This is a genomic window from Allobosea sp. GW821-FHT12C12 (assembly GCF_058807355.1).
Genome location: NZ_JBXAQP010000002.1, coordinates 196,053 through 212,700, shown reverse-complemented (window position 1 = coordinate 212,700; position 16,648 = coordinate 196,053). Strand labels below are relative to the sequence as shown.

The window sequence follows — 16,648 nt, the reverse complement described above, 5'->3', positions numbered from 1 at the left end:
GATGTTCGGCTTCGGTATCCTCACCGGACTTCTCGTCCTGCCGCTGGTCGGCGCGGCCTTCATCCTGGCGCAACGCGGCGACCAGGCCTCGGTCGATTCCAATGCCCGCTATGCGGCGCTGGCGGCCACGGTCGCGACCTTCGTTCTGGCGCTCGTCGCCTGGACGCGCTTCGACGCGGCCAATCCCGGCTTCCAGCTCGTCGAGAGCCATGGCTGGGTGTCGGATCAGATCAAGTTCAAGCTCGGCGTCGACGGCTTCTCCTTCCCGTTCATCGTGCTGACCGCATTCCTGATGCCGTTCTGCATCCTCGCGTCGTGGAACTCGGTGACGAAGCGGGTGCGCGAGTACATGGTCGCGTTCCTGATCCTCGAGACGCTGATGATCGGCGTGTTCGCGGCGCTCGACCTCGTGCTGTTCTACCTGTTCTTCGAGGCCGGCCTGATCCCGATGTTCCTGATCATCGGCATCTGGGGCGGCAAGCGCCGGGTCTACGCCTCCTACAAGTTCTTCCTCTACACGCTGCTCGGCTCGGTGCTGATGCTGCTCGCCCTGATGGCGATGTACTGGAACGCCGGCACGACCGACATCCCGACGCTGCTGGCGCACAAGTTCCCGCCCGGCATGCAGACCTGGCTCTGGCTCGCCTTCTTCGCCTCCTTCGCGGTGAAGATGCCGATGTGGCCGGTCCACACCTGGCTGCCAGACGCCCATGTCGAGGCGCCGACCGCCGGCTCCGTCATCCTGGCGGCGATCCTGCTGAAGATGGGCGGCTACGGCTTCATCCGCTTCTCGATCCCGATGTTCCCCGAGGCGTCGCTCTATTTCGCCCCGCTGGTCTATGCGCTCTCCGTCATCGCCATCGTCTACACCTCGCTGGTCGCGCTGATGCAGGAGGACATCAAGAAGCTGATCGCCTACTCGTCGGTGGCGCATATGGGCTTCGTCACCATGGGCCTGTTCACCATGACGCCGCAGGGCATCCAGGGCGCGATGTTCCAGATGATGAGCCACGGCCTCGTCTCCGGCGCGCTCTTCCTCTGCGTCGGCGTGGTCTACGACCGGATGCACACCCGCGAGATCGCCGCCTATGGCGGGCTGGTCAACCGCATGCCGATTTACGCCGTGATCTTCATGGTCTTCACCATGGCCAATGTCGGCCTGCCGGGCACGGCCGGTTTCGTCGGCGAGTTCCTGACGCTGATGGGCGCGTTCAAGGCCAATCCCTGGATCGCCCTCATCGCGACCTCTGGCGTCATTCTGTCCGCGGCCTACGCGCTCTGGCTCTATCGCCGCGTCATGTTCGGCGAACTGGTCAAGCCCGAGCTCAAGGGCATCGCCGACCTCAACCGCCGCGAGATGGCGACGCTGGTTCCGCTCGTCGTGCTGACGATCTGGTATGGCGTGCGCCCCGGCACGATCCTCGACGCCTTCGCCGCGCCGACCGAAGCCCTCATCAAGAACTATCAGGCCGCCATCACCGCCGCGAAAACGGCGATGCTGGCGGTCCAGTAAGGTTTGGCCGCGATGACCACCGTTCACGCCCTTGGCCCGGCTCTGCCCGAGATCATCCTGGCGCTCGGCGCCATCGCCATGGTGCTTTATGGCGCGATCCGGGGCGAGCGTTCGACCCGCCTCCTGGAATACGCCGCGATCGCGCTGTTCGGGCTCGCGCTGGTTCTCGTGCTGTCTGGAACCGGCAAGGCCGTGACCTTCAACGGCGGCTTCGTCGCCGACGGATTCGCCCGCTTCATGAAGGTGCTGACGCTGCTCGGCGCGGCGGCCGCGATCCTGCTCTCGTCGGATTCGCTGCGCCGCGACGGGACGATGCGCTTCGAATTCCCGATCCTGATCGTGCTGTCGACCATCGGCATGATGATGATGATCTCGGCGAGCGACCTGATCAGCCTCTATGTCGGCCTCGAACTGCAGTCGCTGGCGCTCTATGTCGTCGCCGCCTTCGACCGCGACAACGCCAGGTCGACCGAGGCCGGGCTGAAATACTTCGTCCTCGGCGCGCTCTCCTCGGGGATGCTGCTCTACGGCGCGTCGCTGGTCTACGGCTTCACCGGCACGGTGAACTATGCCGGGATCGCGGCCGTGGCGCAGGGCGGCGAACCCGGACTCGGGCTGATCTTCGGCATCGTCTTCGTCGCGGCCGGTCTCGCCTTCAAGATCTCGGCCGTGCCGTTCCACATGTGGACGCCCGACGTCTACGAGGGCGCGCCGACCCCGGTCGCGGCCTTCTTCGCCGCCGCGCCGAAAATGGCGGCGATGGCGATGACCGTGCGCGTCTTCGTCGGGGCGTTTCCCGGCGCGCTGCACGAATGGCGGCAGATCGTGATCTTCATCTCGATCGCCTCGATGGCGCTCGGCGCCTTCGCGGCGATCGGGCAGATCAACATCAAGCGGCTGCTGGCCTATTCCTCGATTGCCAATATGGGCTATGCGCTGGTCGGTCTGGCTGCCGGCACGGCTGGCGGCGTGCAGGGCGTGATGGTCTACATGGCGATCTATCTCGCCACGACGCTCGGGGCCTTCGCCTGCGTGCTGATGATGCGGCGCGACGGCAGGCCGGTCGAGGACATCGGCGAGCTCGCCGGCCTGTCGCGGACCAATCCCTGGATGGCCTTCGCGCTGGCGATGATGATGTTCTCGCTCGCCGGCATTCCGCCGCTGGCCGGCTTCTGGGCGAAGTTCTACGTCTTCCTCGCGGCGATCGACGCCAAGCTCTACACGCTCGCCGTCGTCGGCGTCGTGACCAGCGTGGTTGGGGCCTACTACTATCTGCGGCTCGTCAAGATCATCTATTTCGACGAGGCCAGGCCCGCCTTCGAGCGCGGCGATCCCGGCGTGCGCGCCGTGCTGCTGGTCTCGGCCGGCTTCGTGCTGGTGCTCTCGCTCGCGCCGGCGCCGCTGTTCGACTCGGCGGCGGCGGCGGTGAAGTCGCTGTTTTGAGTTTCACTCGTCATTGCGAGCGCGGCGAAGCAATCCAGACGTCTCGCTCGACGTTGCCTGGATTGCGTCGTCGCGTCGCTCCCCGCAATGACGGTTGAACGATGCTCTCCGACGCCGCCCGCGCCGCCGGCTACCGGCTGATCGTCCGCGACGCCGTCGGCTCGACCATGGAGGAGGCGCGCCGCGCGCTCCGCGACGACGATGCCGGAAACCTCTGGATCGTCGCGCGCGAGCAGACCTCCGGGCGCGGCCGACATGGCCGGGTCTGGGGGTCTCCGCCCGGCAATCTCTATGCGAGCCTTCTATTGACCAATCCGTGCGAGCCGGCGCTCGCCCCGCAACTAGGCTTCGTCGCGGGGCTGGCGCTGCATGACGCGGCCTTGCGGGTGCTGGGCGCTCCGGCGGCAGCCGGCCTCGCGCTGAAATGGCCCAACGATCTTCTGGTCGGCCGCGCCAAGACCGCCGGCCTGCTGCTGGAAGGCGAGAGCCGGGCAGGCCGGCTCGACCTGATCATCGGCTTCGGCGTCAACATCGCCTCCTTCCCGACGGACACGCCCTATCCGGCCACCGCGCTCGCCGCGCACGCGCCGGGGGCGACCGTCGAGGCGATGCTGACCGCGCTGAGCGAGGCGTGGGTCTCGCGCCACGCGGCGTGGTCGCGGCCCGGCGGCTTCGGGCCGACGCGTCAGGCCTGGCTCGAACGCGCGGCCTTCCTGGGCGAGACCATCGCCGTCAGGCTGACGGACCAGCCGCTGACCGGCCGCTTCCTCGGGCTCGATCCCTCCGGCCGTCTCCGGCTCGATACCGATCAGGGACCGCGGCTGGTCGATGCCGGCGATCTCTATCTGCTGCCGGACTCAGGCTAGGACGACGTCCGTCCGGAGACGGGCCGATCCGGCTCGGAGCCTCCGTCGGGCCGGCCTGCCTCGTTCAGCGAAAGGCCTTGCGCCAAGGCGATCTCCTCCCGCAGGGAAGCAACGGCTGGCGTGTCGGTGCGCTCGGGGTCGAGACAAAACAGGTCCCACGCTTCCCGGTTATGACCCCATTGCCTGACATGCCAGCGGTCGCGGCTGTCCTTGGCCAGCGGGAACAACGCGCAGGGCGCTGGCTTGTAGCGATGTTTCTCGCCTTCCTCCGCGCCGAGCTTGTGAAGCACGCAGCCCCCGTTGAAGAACACGCACCAGCCCGAGACGACGCGGAGCATCGGCTGATCCTTGAGCCCGCGCCGACTGAGATAACCCTGCTTTTCCAGCAACGCCCGCGCCTCGGGACGAAGCCGCGGCAGGATTCTCGCGATATTCGCGTCGATCCGCGCCGATTCGGCTCCGGTCACGGGCGGCCGGCCGTTGCGGCAGCACAACCCGTCGCATCCGCGCCCATAAGTGCATTCGAACCGCGCCGTTCCGGCATTGACGATGACGAAGTCGGGCGACTTTCCGGGCTCCGGTTCGCTCATGCGCTCACTCCCCGGCCAGCGGCTTGGAATAGATGACGCAGTCGTCGTTGCGATCGTAGAAGTCCGGAATGCGGCCGACTTCGGCGAATCCGGCCTTGCGGTAGAAGCGTCGCGCAGGCGCGTAATCCGGCCGTCCGCTCGTCTCGAGGACCAGCCTCGCTCCACCACGCTCGCGAATGGCGGCCTCGACGGCCGATTGCAGCCGGCGACCCAGGCCTTTCGCCTGCGCATCGCGCGCGATGCAGATCCAGTAGAGATACCAGGAACGAAGGGTCAGAGGCGCGGGCCCGAAGCAGGCATAGCCATGCAGAGCCGCGCCGTCCGCCACCGCCAGCAGCTCATACTCGCCGTCGAGACCGGACTGCACCATGTCGAGCGCGGTCCGCACCTCGATGCCGGTGAACGCGCCGCATTCCAGCAGCATGGCGCGCACCGGCTCGCGGTCGGCCGACGTCATCGCCCTGATCGTCACGCCCATTCGACTTGCTGTCGCACGAAGCGCTCCCAGCTCCATCCAGCCTCCTCGGCCGCGCGCGCGATCCCGACGCCGGGTCCGAGGTCGGGATTGGGATTGACCTCCAGAACCACAGGCTTGCCGGACGTGTCGAGCCGGATGTCGACCGTCAGATAACCACGCGCGCCGACGGCCTTCCAGGCCGCGATCGCCGCGGCGAAGAGCTTGCGCCGCAGGTCCGGGTCGGCCGTCGCGTAAAGATAGGGCGAGTTGGCGAATTCGGCGCTGTGCTCGTCCCATTTCGCGCGATAGGTGGTCAGCCGCAACCCGTTGAGGAACCGCGTCTCGGTCAGCGAGACATGGTCTGGACGGTCGCGCCCCCAGAGCGCAACCGCGAACTCCCGGCCGGGGATGAATTCCTCGATCAGCGCAGGGCCAGGCAGGCGCGCGGTCGCACGCGCCACGGCGGCCTCGTCCTCGCACACCGAATTCGCGAAGATGCCGGCGGACCCATCCTCATCCACCGGCTTGACGATGCAGGGGAACCCATTCGCGCGCGGAACCCGTATGCCGGCGGCCGCCAGAACGGCCTTCGCCCGATCCTTGCGCCGGCACAAGGCGAGGGTTTCGCTGCCGCAGCCGGTGAAGCGCACGCCGAGCCATTCCAGAACGGCCGCGACATGCGCCTCGAGGTCGGGCCGGCCGAGCGGCGCCTCACAGGCGTTGAATACGACGTCCGGCTGCTGGGCCGCGAGGCAGGCGAGGAGTTCAGCCACTTCGCCCCTGATGCCGGCGACGACAGCCGACGGCAAGGCCGCCGCGACCTCTTGGGCGGCTTCGCTCAAGTCGAACTCATAGGGAGAACGATCGCCGATGGCGGACGGCGGAAGGCTATGGAGCACGAGAACCTTCACGCGCGGCTCCGGGAAGGTTCGCAACGCTTCCCGCAACGCAGGAATTCTGCTGATCTGACCGTCGGCCCCACGAGTGGTTTCATCCCGATGCGTCCCTGCCGCCGGTTTCGATATTCAAGGCCGCGGCCAGAGGACGACCCGCCATGAGAATTGCGGTGCTGCACAACCCCCGGCCAGAAGAGCTCGCCGACGGGCTGCCCGACGACATGTTCGAGGAGTATGATACGCCCGAAACCATCGAGGCAATCTGCGCGGCGCTGGGCGGCCTCGGCGTCAAGCCAGTGCCCGTCGTGGCCGACAGGAGCCTTGCCCGGACGTTGGAGGCGGGCGATTTCGGCTTCGCCTTCAATCTAGCCGAGGGCGAAGGCCGTCGCTGTCGCGAAGCCCTTGCCGCGGCGGTCTGCGAACTGCTCGGCCTGCCGTTCACGGGCTCCGACGCCCTGACCTTGGCGGCGGCCCAGGACAAGGCGATCGCCCGCCGGATCGTATCGCCCGACGTGCCTGTCCCGTCAGGGTGTCTGATCGTCGATGAAGCGGATGAGCCCGCGCTCGCAAACCTGACCTATCCGGTGATCGTCAAGCCGAACGACGAAGGATCGAGCAAGGGAATCGGCCGGGGATCGCTCTGCGGCTCGGCCGGGGCCGCGGCAAGCCGTTGCCGCTGGGTGCGCTCCCGCTACGGCGCGCCGGCGCTCGTCGAGGAGTTCCTGCCCGGCATGGAGGTGACGGTCGGTCTTCGCGGCAATGGCGCAGAGCGGAGCATCCTCGCGCTGATGGAGATCGCGCCGGCCGAGCCTCACGGTTCAGCCAAGCCGTTTCTGTACGACATCGAGACCAAGCGCGACTGGCGACGCCAAGTCCGCTATCACGTTCCCGCCCGCCTGCCGGCGGCGACGCGTCAGTCGATCGAGGCCCATGCGCTGCGCGCCGCCGCGTTGCTCGGCTGCCGCGACATCGCGCGGATCGATTTCCGGCTCGACAGCGAGGGCAGGCCGTTCTTGCTGGAGTGCAATCCGCTGCCGGGATTGAACCCGCATCATAGTGACATCGTGATCTTGTCGAGGCATGATCTGCCCTACGACGATCTCGTTCGCGGCGTTCTGCTGGATGCCGCACGACGCGTCGGGATATCGATCGGATGAAGACCTCCCGGTTTGCTTGGCGGAGTTGGCCCTGCAAACCTGGCTTCCATAGCCAAGGCTTTGCGTCTGGTTGCGATCCTTGCTGGCAATGGGAGGCGCTTGCGATGCCTGCTGTGTATCCGCCGCTGCTGCGAGCGGTCCTCGCCAACATCAAGCAGGTCGGCTGGGTCGAGGTCGATGGAGACGACAAGCTCGAATGGTTTTCCCTCAAGCCGAGAGGAATTCCGGACTGGGTGCTGTTTCAGAAGCTGTCAGGAACATGGCTGAAGATCGTCACGCGGGCCGGCAAGCCTCAATTCGCACTGGTCTATTGCCGCTTCGGACCCAATGCCGGCCTCTGGCTGCATTACCTCTCCACGCCGCGACTGCGCGCCGAATATCAGGCCGCCTGCGAAGAGATCTATTACTGGTAGACGCGCTGGCGAACATCGCGCCGGCGCGCTTCGCCGGTTTGCTTGGGGCGCGCTATGGAGGCTGCCTTGCTGGCGTGCTAGGGGTCCGCCCGCTGCCTGGCGCGACGGCGCCCCCAAACACCCCAGTCAGGACTTTTCGTGACGCGCTCCCCGGACCAACTCGTCTTCGTTCCCCTCGGCGGCCTCGGCGAGATCGGCATGAACGCCGCGCTCTACGGTTTCGGGCCGGAGGGCCGGCGAAAATGGATCCTGGTCGATTGCGGTCTGTCCTTCGCCGGGCCGGAGGCGCCGGGCGTCGACATCATCCTGCCGGACCTAAGCTACATCGTCGCCGAGCGCGCCAACCTGCTCGGCATCGTCATCACCCACGCGCATGAGGACCATATCGGCGCGCTCGCCGCTCTCTGGCCGTCGCTTCGCGCGCCGGTCTACTGCACGCGCTTCGCCGCAGGCCTGCTGGCGACGCGCCGGCTCTCGGAGCCCGGCGCGCCGAAGGTGCCGATGAACGTGATCAACCAGGGCGGGCGCTGCACGCTCGGACCGTTCGACATCGAGTTCGTCCCAGTAGCGCATTCGATCCCGGAATCCTGCGCGCTGGCCATCCGCACGCCCGCCGGCCTCGTCGTCCACACCGGCGACTGGAAGATCGACCCGACGCCGCAGGTCGGGCTGCCGACCGACGAGAAGCGCCTGCGCGAACTCGGCGAGGAGGGCGTGCTCGCCCTGATCTGCGATTCGACCAACGTCATGCGCGACGGCGCCTCGCCGAGCGAGGCCGATGTCGCGGCCAAGCTGAAGGAACTGGTGCATTCGGCGCCGGGCCGCGTCGCGGTCACCACCTTCGCCTCGAACGTCGCGCGGCTGAAGGCGGTGGCCGAGGCCGCCATGGCCGACGGGCGCGAGGTCGTCGTGGTCGGCCGCGCCATGGACCGCGTCATCGATGTCGCGCGCGAATGCGGCTATCTCGACGGCATCCCGGCCTTCCGCTCGGCCGACACCTATGGCTACCTGCCGCGCGACAAGGTCGTGGCGCTCCTGACCGGCAGCCAGGGCGAGCCGCGCGCCGCGCTCTCGCGAATCGCCTCCGACGACCACCCCGAGATCGCGCTCTCGCCCGGCGACCGGGTGATCTTCTCCTCGCGCACCATTCCGGGCAACGAGAAGGCCGTCGGCAACATCCACAACGCGCTGGCGCGCGACGCTATCGAGATCGTCACCGACCGGACCCATCTCGTCCATGTCTCGGGCCATCCGCGGCGCGAGGAGATGGCCAGGCTCTATGGCTGGCTCAAGCCCCGGATCGTGATCCCGGCTCATGGCGAGGACCTGCATCTCTCCGAGCACGCGACCTTCGCGCGGGGGCTAGGCGTCAAGACGGTGGTGCGCGCCGGCAACGGCGACGTCGTCGCGATCGGTCCCGAGGGCGCGAGCAAGATCGACGAGGTCAACCACGGGCGGCTCTACCAGGACGGCAGCCTGCTGGTGAACGCGCTGGAGAAGACCATTTCGGAGCGCCGCAAGCTCTCCTTCGCCGGCATGATCTCGGTCGCGGTCGCGGTCGACGAGAAGGGCGGCGTCGCCGGCGATCCGGAGATCGCCGTGCTCGGTCTGCCGCCGCGCACCCGCGACGGCATCGATTTCGACGAATATGTCGCCGACGCGGTCTCGGAACTGCTCGACAACATCCCCAAGGCGCGCCGGCGCGACCCCGAGGCCCTGCGCAACGCGCTGGAGCGCGGCCTGCGCAGCGCCGTCAACGAGGAGTGGGGCAAGAAGCCGCTGGTGCATGCGCTGGTGATCGAGGTCTAGAATGGTCCGGCTCGCGGGGAACATCGCATGATCGGACGCCTCAACCACGTCGCCATCGCCGTGAAGGATCTCGGCGCCTCGACCGCGCTCTATCGCGACACGCTCGGCGCGCGCGTCTCGCAGGCGCTGCCGCAGCCCGGGCATGGCGTCACGGTCGTCTTCGTCGAGCTGCCCAACACCAAGATCGAGCTGCTGGAGCCGATGGGCGCGGATTCGCCGGTGGCGAAATTCCTGGAGCGCAACCCCGACGGCGGCATCCACCATATCTGCTACGAGGTCGACGATATTCTGGCGGCGCGCGACAAGCTGAAGGCGGACGGCGCGCGCGTTCTCGGCTCCGGCGAGCCGCGCATCGGCGCGCATGGCAAGCCGGTGCTGTTCCTGCACCCGAAGGATTTCTGCGGGACGCTCGTCGAGCTCGAACAGGCGTGAGCGCGATGGAGGACGGAGCCATCGACTTCCTCGGCCAGCCGCCGGCCGGCTCGCCGCGGCCGTTCAGCGAGGCGACGCGGGCCGGCGGGCTTGTCTTCGTCTCGGGCCATTCGGCTCCGCACGACCCCGAGCGCGGCCTCCATCGCGGCGAGACCCCGGCCGACGAGGTCCGCAACGCCCTGGCCAAGGTGGCCGCGATCCTCAGCGGGGCCGGCAGCTCGCTCGATCGCGTCGTCCAGATGACCATGCTGATCACCGATCCGGCCGACTACGCCGCCTGCAACGCCGAATATGTGAAGCATTTTCCGGGCGGCCTGCCGGCGCGTCACACGGCCCGCTTCGGCGTGCCGACGCAGGCGCGCGTCGCCTTCGCCTGCATCGCGCTGGCCAGCGATGCGTCGAAAGGACATGACTCATGACGATCGCCGGCGGGCTCGCGGTCTATTTCGTGATCTGGTGGACGGTGCTGTTCGTCGTGCTGCCCTTCGGCGTGCGCAGCCAGGCCGAGGCGGGCGAGGTGACGCAAGGCACCGATCCGGGCGCGCCGCCGCCGCCGCCCCTGCTCAGGATCGCGCTGATCAACTCGGTGATCGCCGGCCTCGTCTTCGCGCTGGTCTGGTATATCTGGGCGACATTCGAGCTGTAGTCTTCGTGTCCTGGTCTGCAAAACAAAAGGGCAAGGCCAAAGCCTTGCCCTTCAAGTCTGTTTTTACCGCAGTATCGGCGCGCATCGGGTGTGCGCGACTCATATACTAGGCGGCCATTTGTTCCTCCCGAGACCTGGTCCGCGGCGCTCAAGTCGAACCGAGCGTGCCCAGCGCCTTTTGACTAGCCGATTGTGACACGCCTGTCACCACTTTAGGCAGGCGAAGCCTCATCTTTTTGCATATTTATTCTCCAATCCGCTTGTGCGCTGCAACATTGTTCCTGTCAGGCCATGGGAGCGCCTTGTTCGCGCCCGAGGATGCCGCTACCAAACCCGCCGTCGAACCTGTCGAATCCAGCGGCAGGCAGGAGAAAACCCATGCTGCGCACATCCATCGCCATCCTCGCTCTCGCCGGGGCGCTCAGCGCAGCCCAGGCCCAGGCGCCAGACCCGAAAAACACGCTGATCCTCGAGACCAAGGATGGGCCGGTGACGATCCGCCTGCGTCCCGATCTCGCGCCCAAGCATGTCGCTCAGATCAAGGCGCTGACGCAGAAAGGCTTTTACGACGGCATCGTCTTCCATCGCGTCATCGACGGCTTCATGGCTCAGACCGGCGACCCGACCGGCACCGGCACCGGCAAGTCCGATCTGCCGAACCTGCCGGCCGAGTTCACGCCGACGCCCTACAAGGTCGGCTCCGTCGGCATGGCGCGGTCGAGCTCGCCCGACTCCGCCAACTCGCAGTTCTTCATCTGCTACGAAGGTTGCGGCCCGCTGACCGGCCAATATACGCTGTTCGGCGAGGTCGTTTCCGGCATGGACGCGGTGCGCAAGATCAAGAAGGGCGCACCGGGGTCGGGACAGGTGACGGGCCCGGACAAGATCATCCGCATGCGTGTGCAGGCCGACGTCAAGTAGGACCGCCGCGGTTCGATGCGCGCCCTGAACGCTTTGGTTTTCGCGCTCGTCCTGCCCGCTTTGGCGGGCGGTGCGGGCGCGGTCGGCGCGCAGGGCACGATCGACCTCGGCCTGCCGCCGCCCTCCGGCTCGCAGAACCCCGTCCTGCCGCCGCCATCGGGCTCGCAGAACCCGGTGCTGCCGCCGCCGTCCGGCCAGCGCTACGGACCCGGCATCGGCGGCCGCTTCGGCGGCGACGACGACATTCCGGGGCTGCGCCAGCGGCCGCTGCCGCCGGCGCCGGGCGCCGGCAGCGCAGAGCTTGGCCTATCCGGCTCGCTTTCGCCGGCGACCGTGCCGAACGGCGCGGGCCAGGAAATCGACAGGCTTGCCGATCTCGGGCCGGCGCTGCGGCGTTGCTGGGACCCGCCGCAACCGGATGGGCCGACCGCCGGCGCCATGGCGACCGTGCGTTTCAGCCTGCGCCGGGACGGCTCGCTGTTCGGCCAGCCGCGCGTGGCCTGGGGCACGCGCCGCACCGACCCGGCTCCGCGGGCGAGCTTTGCCAGATCCGTCGTCCGCGCCGTGCGCGACTGCACGCCGTTGAGGTTGTCGCCGCGTCTCGGAGCGAGTATCGCGGGGCGACCCTTGTCCATCCGCTTCCACGGCCGCGCGCCGTTCAACGAAAGGCCGACCTGATGTCGCTCGATCCCGAGAACACCCTCGTCATGGAAACCACCAAGGGCAAGGTGGTGATCAGGCTGCGCCCCGACCTCGCGCCCGCCCATGCCGAGCGCCTGAAGGTGCTGTCGCGTCAGGGCTTCTACGACGGCATCGTCTTCCACCGCGTCATCGACGGCTTCATGGCGCAGGTCGGCTGCCCGCACGGCACCGGCACCGGCGGCTCCGACCTGCCCGACCTCAAGGCCGAGTTCAACGCCGAGCCGCATGTGCGCGGCATCTGCTCGATGGCCCGCTCGCAGAACCCGAACTCGGCAAACAGCCAGTTTTTCATCGTCTTCGAGGACGCCCGCTTCCTCGACAAGCAGTACACGGTCTGGGGCGAGGTCGTCGAAGGCATGGAGAATGTCGACAGGATCAAGCGCGGCGAGCCGGTTCGCGATCCCGATTCGATCGTCTCGATGAAGGTGATGGCCGACGCGGCCTGAGCCGGAGCCGTGGATGTCGATCTCTTCGATTTCGACCTTCCCGAAGACCGAATCGCGCTGAGGCCGGCGAACCCGCGAGATTCGGCGCGCCTGCTCGTCGTCGATCCCGGCGCGGCGCGGCCTTTCGAGGATCGCGGCGTGCGCGACCTCGTCGCCCTGCTGCGACCGGGCGACGCGCTCGTCCTCAACGATACGCGCGTGATCCCGTCGCGGCTCCATGGCCGCCGCTGGCGCGGCGAGGCCTCGGCGCGCATCGAGATCATGCTGCACAAGCGCGACGCCGCCGATCGCTGGCTCGCCTTCGCCCGGCCGGCCAAAAAGCTCGTCCTCGGCGAGACCATCGTCTTCGGCTTCGGCGACGCGGCATCGAACGTCTGCGAACTCGGTCGGCTGGAGGCCGTCGTCGTCGCGAAGGCCAAGGGCGGCGAGGTCGAGCTGCGCTTCGCCCTGGCAGGGCCGGCGCTCGACGAGGCCATCGCCCGGCTCGGCGAATTGCCGCTGCCGCCCTACATAGCCGGCAAGAGACCGACCGACGGGCGAGACGCGCTCGACTACCAGACGATGTACGCGCGGGAGGACGGCGCGGTCGCGGCGCCGACGGCTGGCCTGCATTTCACGCCGGAGCTGGCGGCGGCGCTGGAGGCGCGCGGCGTCTCGCGCCATTTCGTGACGCTGCATGTCGGGGCAGGGACCTTTCTTCCGGTCAAGGCGGCCGATACGCGCGACCACCGCATGCATGCCGAAACCGGAACCGTCTCTGCCGAGACGGCCGCGGCGCTGAACGTCGTGAGGGCGCGAGGCGGGCGCATCGTCGCGGTGGGCACCACATCGCTGCGGCTGCTCGAAAGCGCGGCCGGCGAGGATGGCGTGATCGCGCCGTTTTCGGGCGACACCGCGATCTTCATCACGCCGGGCTATCGCTTCCGCGCGGTCGACCTGCTGATGACCAATTTCCACCTGCCGCGCTCGACGCTGTTCATGCTGGTCTGCGCCTTCGGCGGGCTCGACCTGATGCGCCGGGCCTATGCCCATGCCATCGCGCAGGGTTACCGCTTCTACTCCTATGGCGATTCCAGCCTGTTGGCGCGGGCGGATCCGTCGGGCTGAGACTGCCGGATAGCCACGTCGCATCACCGTCATCCGTTCATGCGACCAGCCGTCCATCGGGCTGAAACCGATTCAGGCTTCGTTCAGGGCGGTATGCGAAAGTGGCATGGCTGGCAGGCTTTCCGTCCTGGCTGTTCCTGCGCTAGGCTTGCCGCTAGGGGAGAGTGTCGTGGCGTTGCGCTCGTCGGTCGCGAGGATCAGGATTTCGGGGCTGGAGCGGACGGCGCGTCTCGCCGGCGAATCCTTCGGCCATGAGGAACTCGGCCGGCTCGACCAGCTCCGCCTGACGCCGACGCCGTCCACGCGCTGGCTCTGGGGCATCGCCGCGCTGCTCTCCGTCGTCGGGCTGAGCCTGCTCGCCCTGCGCTGAGACGTCCGAGCCGCTCCGACGAAAAATCAACCTTTGCGGCCTAGCCTCCCGCGCGGAGGACTTGCCATGCGTTGCGTCATCATCAGCGATTTCGGTTCCGTCAACGGCGGCGCCGCCAAGGTGGCCATCGAGAGCGCGCGCGGGCTGGCCGAGGCCGGCGTCGACATCGTCTTCGCCTGCGCGATCGGCCCCGTCTCCGAGCGGCTGACGCATCCGCGCATCGAGATCGCGATGTTCCGGGGGGAGGAAATCTGGAAGGTCGGCAGCAAGATCGCCGCCGCCCGGCAGGGCATCTGGAACGCGCCGGCCCATGCCTTCCTGACCGAGCTGCTGGCGCGCCAGCCCAAATCCGGGACGCTGGTCCACCTGCATCAGTGGACCAAGGCGTTCAGCCCGGCGGCGCTGTCGGCGGCCGGCGAGAGCGGTTTGCCGGTCGCGGTGACGATGCACGACTATTTCTCGTTCTGCCCGACCGGCGGCTATTTCGATTTCAAGGCCGGCGCGCCATGCCGGCAGAAGCCGATGTCGGCGGGCTGCGCCAGCTCGAACTGCGACCGCGCCTCCTACATCCACAAGCTCGTCCGCGTGGCGCGGCAATGGCGCTCCGACGAGGCGATGCGCGGGCTGAGCGCGCCGCTCTTCATCCATGTCAGCGATTTCGCGCGCGATTTCGCCGCGCCGTTCCTGCCGAGGCATGCCCGCCATGTCGTGGTCGAGAACATGATGGAGGCCGAGCGGCTGGCGCCGGCGGACGTCGCGGCCAACCGGCACGCCCTGTTCCTCGGGCGCTTCACCCAGGAAAAGGCCCCCGACATTCTGGCGGCGGCGGCCGCGCGCGCCGGCATGCCGGTGCGCTTCGTCGGCGAGGGGCCGCTGTCGGACGCGATAGCAAGCGCCAATCCGGCCGCCGAGATCCGCGGCTGGGTCTCGGCCGAGATGGTGTTCGAGGAGATCGCCAAGGCGCGCTGTCTCGTGCTGCCGTCGCTCTGGTACGAGCCCGGTCCGCTCGTCATCGCCGAGGCGCGCTCGCTCGGCGTGCCGGTGGTGCTGGCGCGGACGACCGGGCCGGCAAGCTGGATCGCGGACGGCCGGGACGGCATCCTTGTCGACGGCGGCGACGCGGCCGGGCTTTCGGCCGCGCTGACGCGGCTGAAGGACGATCGCGTCGCGTCCGCTATGGGCGCGAGCGCCTATCGCCGCTACTGGGCCGACCCGCTGACGACGCAGCGCCATGTCGCGCGGACGGTCGAGGCCTATCGCGGGCTGGTCGCCGGCGATACGAAGCGCGGCGCGGTCGCCTGAGCACGACAGATCCAATGAAAAACCGGGGCGTCGCCGCCCCGGTTGGAAGGTGGACCGCGAACCCTTCGCGGTCGGGAGGAAGCTCGTCTTCCCCTGAGCCAGGCTCAGCAGGAGTAGTAGCTCAGTAAGAGTAGTAGCTCAGTAAGAGTAGTACATGGCGAACTCGACCGGGTGCGGCGTCATCTCGAAGCGCGCCACGTCCTGCATCTTGAGTTCGATGTAGCTTTCGATGAAGTCGTCGTTGAAGACGCCGCCGGCCTTGAGATAGGCGTTGTCCTTCTTGAGCGACTCCAGCGCCTCGCGCAGCGAACCGCAGACCGTCGGGATCTTCTTCAGCTCGCGCGGCGGGAGGTCGTAGAGATCCTTGTCCATCGCCGGGCCGGGATCGATCTTGTTCACGATGCCGTCGATGCCGGCCATTAGCATGGCGGCGAAGGCGAGATAGGGGTTCGCCATCGGGTCGGGGAAGCGGACCTCGACGCGCTTGGCCTTGGGCGAGGTCGTCCACGGGATGCGGCAGGAGGCCGAGCGGTTGCGCGCCGAATAGGCGAGAAGCACCGGGGCCTCATAGCCCGGGACGAGGCGCTTGTAGGAGTTGGTCGAGGGGTTGGTGAAGGCGTTCAGGGACTTGGCGTGCTTGATGATGCCGCCGATGTACCAGAGGCACTCCTGCGAGAGATCGGCATATTTGTTGCCGGCCATCACTGGCTTGCCGCCCTTCCAGATCGACTGGTGGACATGCATGCCCGAGCCGTTGTCGCCATAGATCGGTTTCGGCATGAAGGTCGCGGTCTTGCCGTAGCTCTGCGCGACGTTGTGGATCGCGTATTTGTAGACCTGCATCTGGTCGGCCATGTGCGTCAGCGTGTCGAACTTCATGCCGAGTTCGTGCTGCGCCGAGGCGACCTCATGATGGTGCTTCTCGACCTTGACGCCCATGGCCGCCATGGCCGCCAGCATCTCGCCGCGCATGTCCTGGGCGGAATCCTGGGGCGGCACCGGGAAGTAGCCGCCCTTGGTGGCGATGCGGTGGCCGAGATTGCCGCCCTCGTACTCGGTCTGGCCGTTGATCGGCAGCTCGACGTTGTCGAGCTTGAAGCCCGTATTGTAGGGATCGGCCGAAATCTTGACGTCGTCGAAGACGAAGAATTCGGCTTCCGGACCGACATAGACGGTGTCGCCGATGCCGGTCGACTTGAGATAGGCCTCGGCCTTCTTGGCCATGCCGCGCGGATCGCGGCCATAGGGCTCGCCGGTCGCGGGCTCGAGCACGTCGCAGGTGACGACCATCGTCGCGGCCGAGAAGAACGGGTCCATGCAGGCCGTCGTCGGGTCCGGCATCAGCAGCATGTCGGACTCGTTGATCGCCTTCCAGCCGGCGATCGAGGAGCCGTCGAACATGGTGCCTTCGGCGAAGATGTCCTCGTCGATCATCGTGACGTCGAAGGTCACGTGCTGCCACTTGCCGCGCGGGTCGGTGAAGCGGAAGTCCACATATTTGACGTCGTTGTCCTTGATCGCCTTGAGGACATCCTTGGCGCTCTTCATCTCAGCATTCCTCTCGCAAGCAGTTTCTCA

At 67.6% G+C, this 16,648-nt stretch carries 19 protein-coding genes; 15 read left to right on the top strand and 4 right to left on the bottom strand.

Going from position 1 to position 16,648, the window contains the following annotated elements; translation table 11 throughout:
- Position 1: 1 nt before the first annotated feature.
- From AC1RRW_RS03945 to AC1RRW_RS03935, 3 genes are all read left to right on the top strand, one after another.
- The gene (locus AC1RRW_RS03945; protein WP_492899226.1) at positions 2 to 1,513 is read left to right on the top strand and encodes an NADH-quinone oxidoreductase subunit M; all 1,512 of its coding nucleotides are present in this window, start codon (positions 2 to 4) and stop codon (positions 1,511 to 1,513) included.
- 12 nt (positions 1,514 to 1,525) lie between these two features.
- Positions 1,526 to 2,956, top strand: coding sequence for an NADH-quinone oxidoreductase subunit NuoN (gene nuoN / locus AC1RRW_RS03940; RefSeq protein WP_492899225.1), 1,431 nt, complete (start codon positions 1,526 to 1,528; stop codon positions 2,954 to 2,956).
- Positions 2,957 to 3,057: 101 nt separating this feature from the next.
- Complete coding sequence (locus AC1RRW_RS03935) at positions 3,058 to 3,822, top strand: biotin--[acetyl-CoA-carboxylase] ligase (protein ID WP_492899224.1); 765 nt, start codon at positions 3,058 to 3,060, stop codon at positions 3,820 to 3,822.
- Here the strand turns inward: AC1RRW_RS03935 and AC1RRW_RS03930 are convergent.
- Genes AC1RRW_RS03930 through AC1RRW_RS03920 form a run of 3 tightly spaced genes read right to left on the bottom strand, consistent with a single transcriptional unit; the run spans position 3,819 to position 5,711 of the window.
- Positions 3,819 to 4,412: a DUF3109 family protein gene (locus tag AC1RRW_RS03930; protein WP_492899223.1), complete on the bottom strand. Its 594-nt coding sequence runs from the start codon at positions 4,410 to 4,412 to the stop codon at positions 3,819 to 3,821. The two genes, AC1RRW_RS03935 and AC1RRW_RS03930, sit on opposite strands and share 4 nt — an antisense overlap.
- A 4-nt stretch (positions 4,413 to 4,416) precedes the next feature.
- Positions 4,417 to 4,869 (bottom strand): GNAT family N-acetyltransferase, encoded by a 453-nt coding sequence (locus AC1RRW_RS03925; protein WP_492899222.1) that lies wholly within the window; start codon positions 4,867 to 4,869, stop codon positions 4,417 to 4,419.
- Positions 4,870 to 4,880: 11 nt separating this feature from the next.
- A complete protein-coding gene (locus AC1RRW_RS03920) occupies positions 4,881 to 5,711 on the bottom strand; it encodes a D-alanine--D-alanine ligase family protein (protein WP_492899221.1) in 831 nt (276 codons plus the stop codon).
- A 212-nt stretch (positions 5,712 to 5,923) separates the two neighbouring features.
- Between AC1RRW_RS03920 and AC1RRW_RS03915 the strand changes: the two genes are divergently transcribed.
- From AC1RRW_RS03915 to AC1RRW_RS03860, 12 genes are all read left to right on the top strand, one after another.
- Positions 5,924 to 6,922 carry a D-alanine--D-alanine ligase family protein gene (locus tag AC1RRW_RS03915; RefSeq protein ID WP_492899220.1) on the top strand — a complete coding sequence of 333 codons (999 nt, stop codon included), beginning with the start codon at positions 5,924 to 5,926 and terminating at the stop codon, positions 6,920 to 6,922.
- A complete protein-coding gene (locus AC1RRW_RS03910; protein ID WP_492899219.1) occupies positions 6,919 to 7,335 on the top strand; it encodes a hypothetical protein in 417 nt (138 codons plus the stop codon). The genes AC1RRW_RS03915 and AC1RRW_RS03910 overlap by 4 nt, the downstream gene beginning before the upstream one ends.
- Positions 7,336 to 7,473: 138 nt before the next feature.
- A complete protein-coding gene (locus AC1RRW_RS03905; protein ID WP_492899218.1) occupies positions 7,474 to 9,144 on the top strand; it encodes a ribonuclease J in 1,671 nt (556 codons plus the stop codon).
- Positions 9,145 to 9,171: 27 nt separating this feature from the next.
- On the top strand, positions 9,172 to 9,576 hold the full coding sequence (mce, locus tag AC1RRW_RS03900) for a methylmalonyl-CoA epimerase (protein ID WP_492899217.1): 405 nt from the start codon (positions 9,172 to 9,174) through the stop codon (positions 9,574 to 9,576).
- 5 nt (positions 9,577 to 9,581) lie between these two features.
- Entirely contained in the window at positions 9,582 to 9,995 is a 414-nt protein-coding gene (locus AC1RRW_RS03895) for a RidA family protein (RefSeq protein WP_492899216.1), read from the top strand.
- Positions 9,992 to 10,222, top strand: coding sequence for a DUF1467 family protein (locus AC1RRW_RS03890; protein WP_492899215.1), 231 nt, complete (start codon positions 9,992 to 9,994; stop codon positions 10,220 to 10,222). Before AC1RRW_RS03895 ends, AC1RRW_RS03890 begins: the two co-directional genes overlap by 4 nt.
- 378 nt (positions 10,223 to 10,600) lie before the next feature.
- Positions 10,601 to 11,143, top strand: a complete 543-nt coding sequence (locus AC1RRW_RS03885) for a peptidylprolyl isomerase (RefSeq protein WP_492899214.1) — start codon at positions 10,601 to 10,603, stop codon at positions 11,141 to 11,143.
- Between the two features lie 15 nt (positions 11,144 to 11,158).
- On the top strand, positions 11,159 to 11,821 hold the full coding sequence (locus AC1RRW_RS03880) for a UCP034077 family protein (RefSeq protein ID WP_492899213.1): 663 nt from the start codon (positions 11,159 to 11,161) through the stop codon (positions 11,819 to 11,821).
- A complete protein-coding gene (locus tag AC1RRW_RS03875) occupies positions 11,821 to 12,291 on the top strand; it encodes a peptidylprolyl isomerase (protein WP_492899212.1) in 471 nt (156 codons plus the stop codon). Before AC1RRW_RS03880 ends, AC1RRW_RS03875 begins: the two co-directional genes overlap by 1 nt.
- A gap of 9 nt (positions 12,292 to 12,300) precedes the next feature.
- Positions 12,301 to 13,398 carry a tRNA preQ1(34) S-adenosylmethionine ribosyltransferase-isomerase QueA gene (gene queA / locus AC1RRW_RS03870; protein ID WP_492899211.1) on the top strand — a complete coding sequence of 366 codons (1,098 nt, stop codon included), beginning with the start codon at positions 12,301 to 12,303 and terminating at the stop codon, positions 13,396 to 13,398.
- 169 nt (positions 13,399 to 13,567) lie between these two features.
- Entirely contained in the window at positions 13,568 to 13,768 is a 201-nt protein-coding gene (locus tag AC1RRW_RS03865; protein ID WP_492899210.1) for a hypothetical protein, read from the top strand.
- A gap of 66 nt (positions 13,769 to 13,834) precedes the next feature.
- Complete coding sequence (locus AC1RRW_RS03860; RefSeq protein WP_492899209.1) at positions 13,835 to 15,070, top strand: glycosyltransferase family 4 protein; 1,236 nt, start codon at positions 13,835 to 13,837, stop codon at positions 15,068 to 15,070.
- 138 nt (positions 15,071 to 15,208) lie between these two features.
- On the opposite strand, the gene glnA is transcribed toward AC1RRW_RS03860, so the two are convergent.
- Positions 15,209 to 16,618 carry a type I glutamate--ammonia ligase gene (gene glnA / locus AC1RRW_RS03855; protein ID WP_492899208.1) on the bottom strand — a complete coding sequence of 470 codons (1,410 nt, stop codon included), beginning with the start codon at positions 16,616 to 16,618 and terminating at the stop codon, positions 15,209 to 15,211.
- Positions 16,619 to 16,648 lie beyond the last annotated feature (30 nt).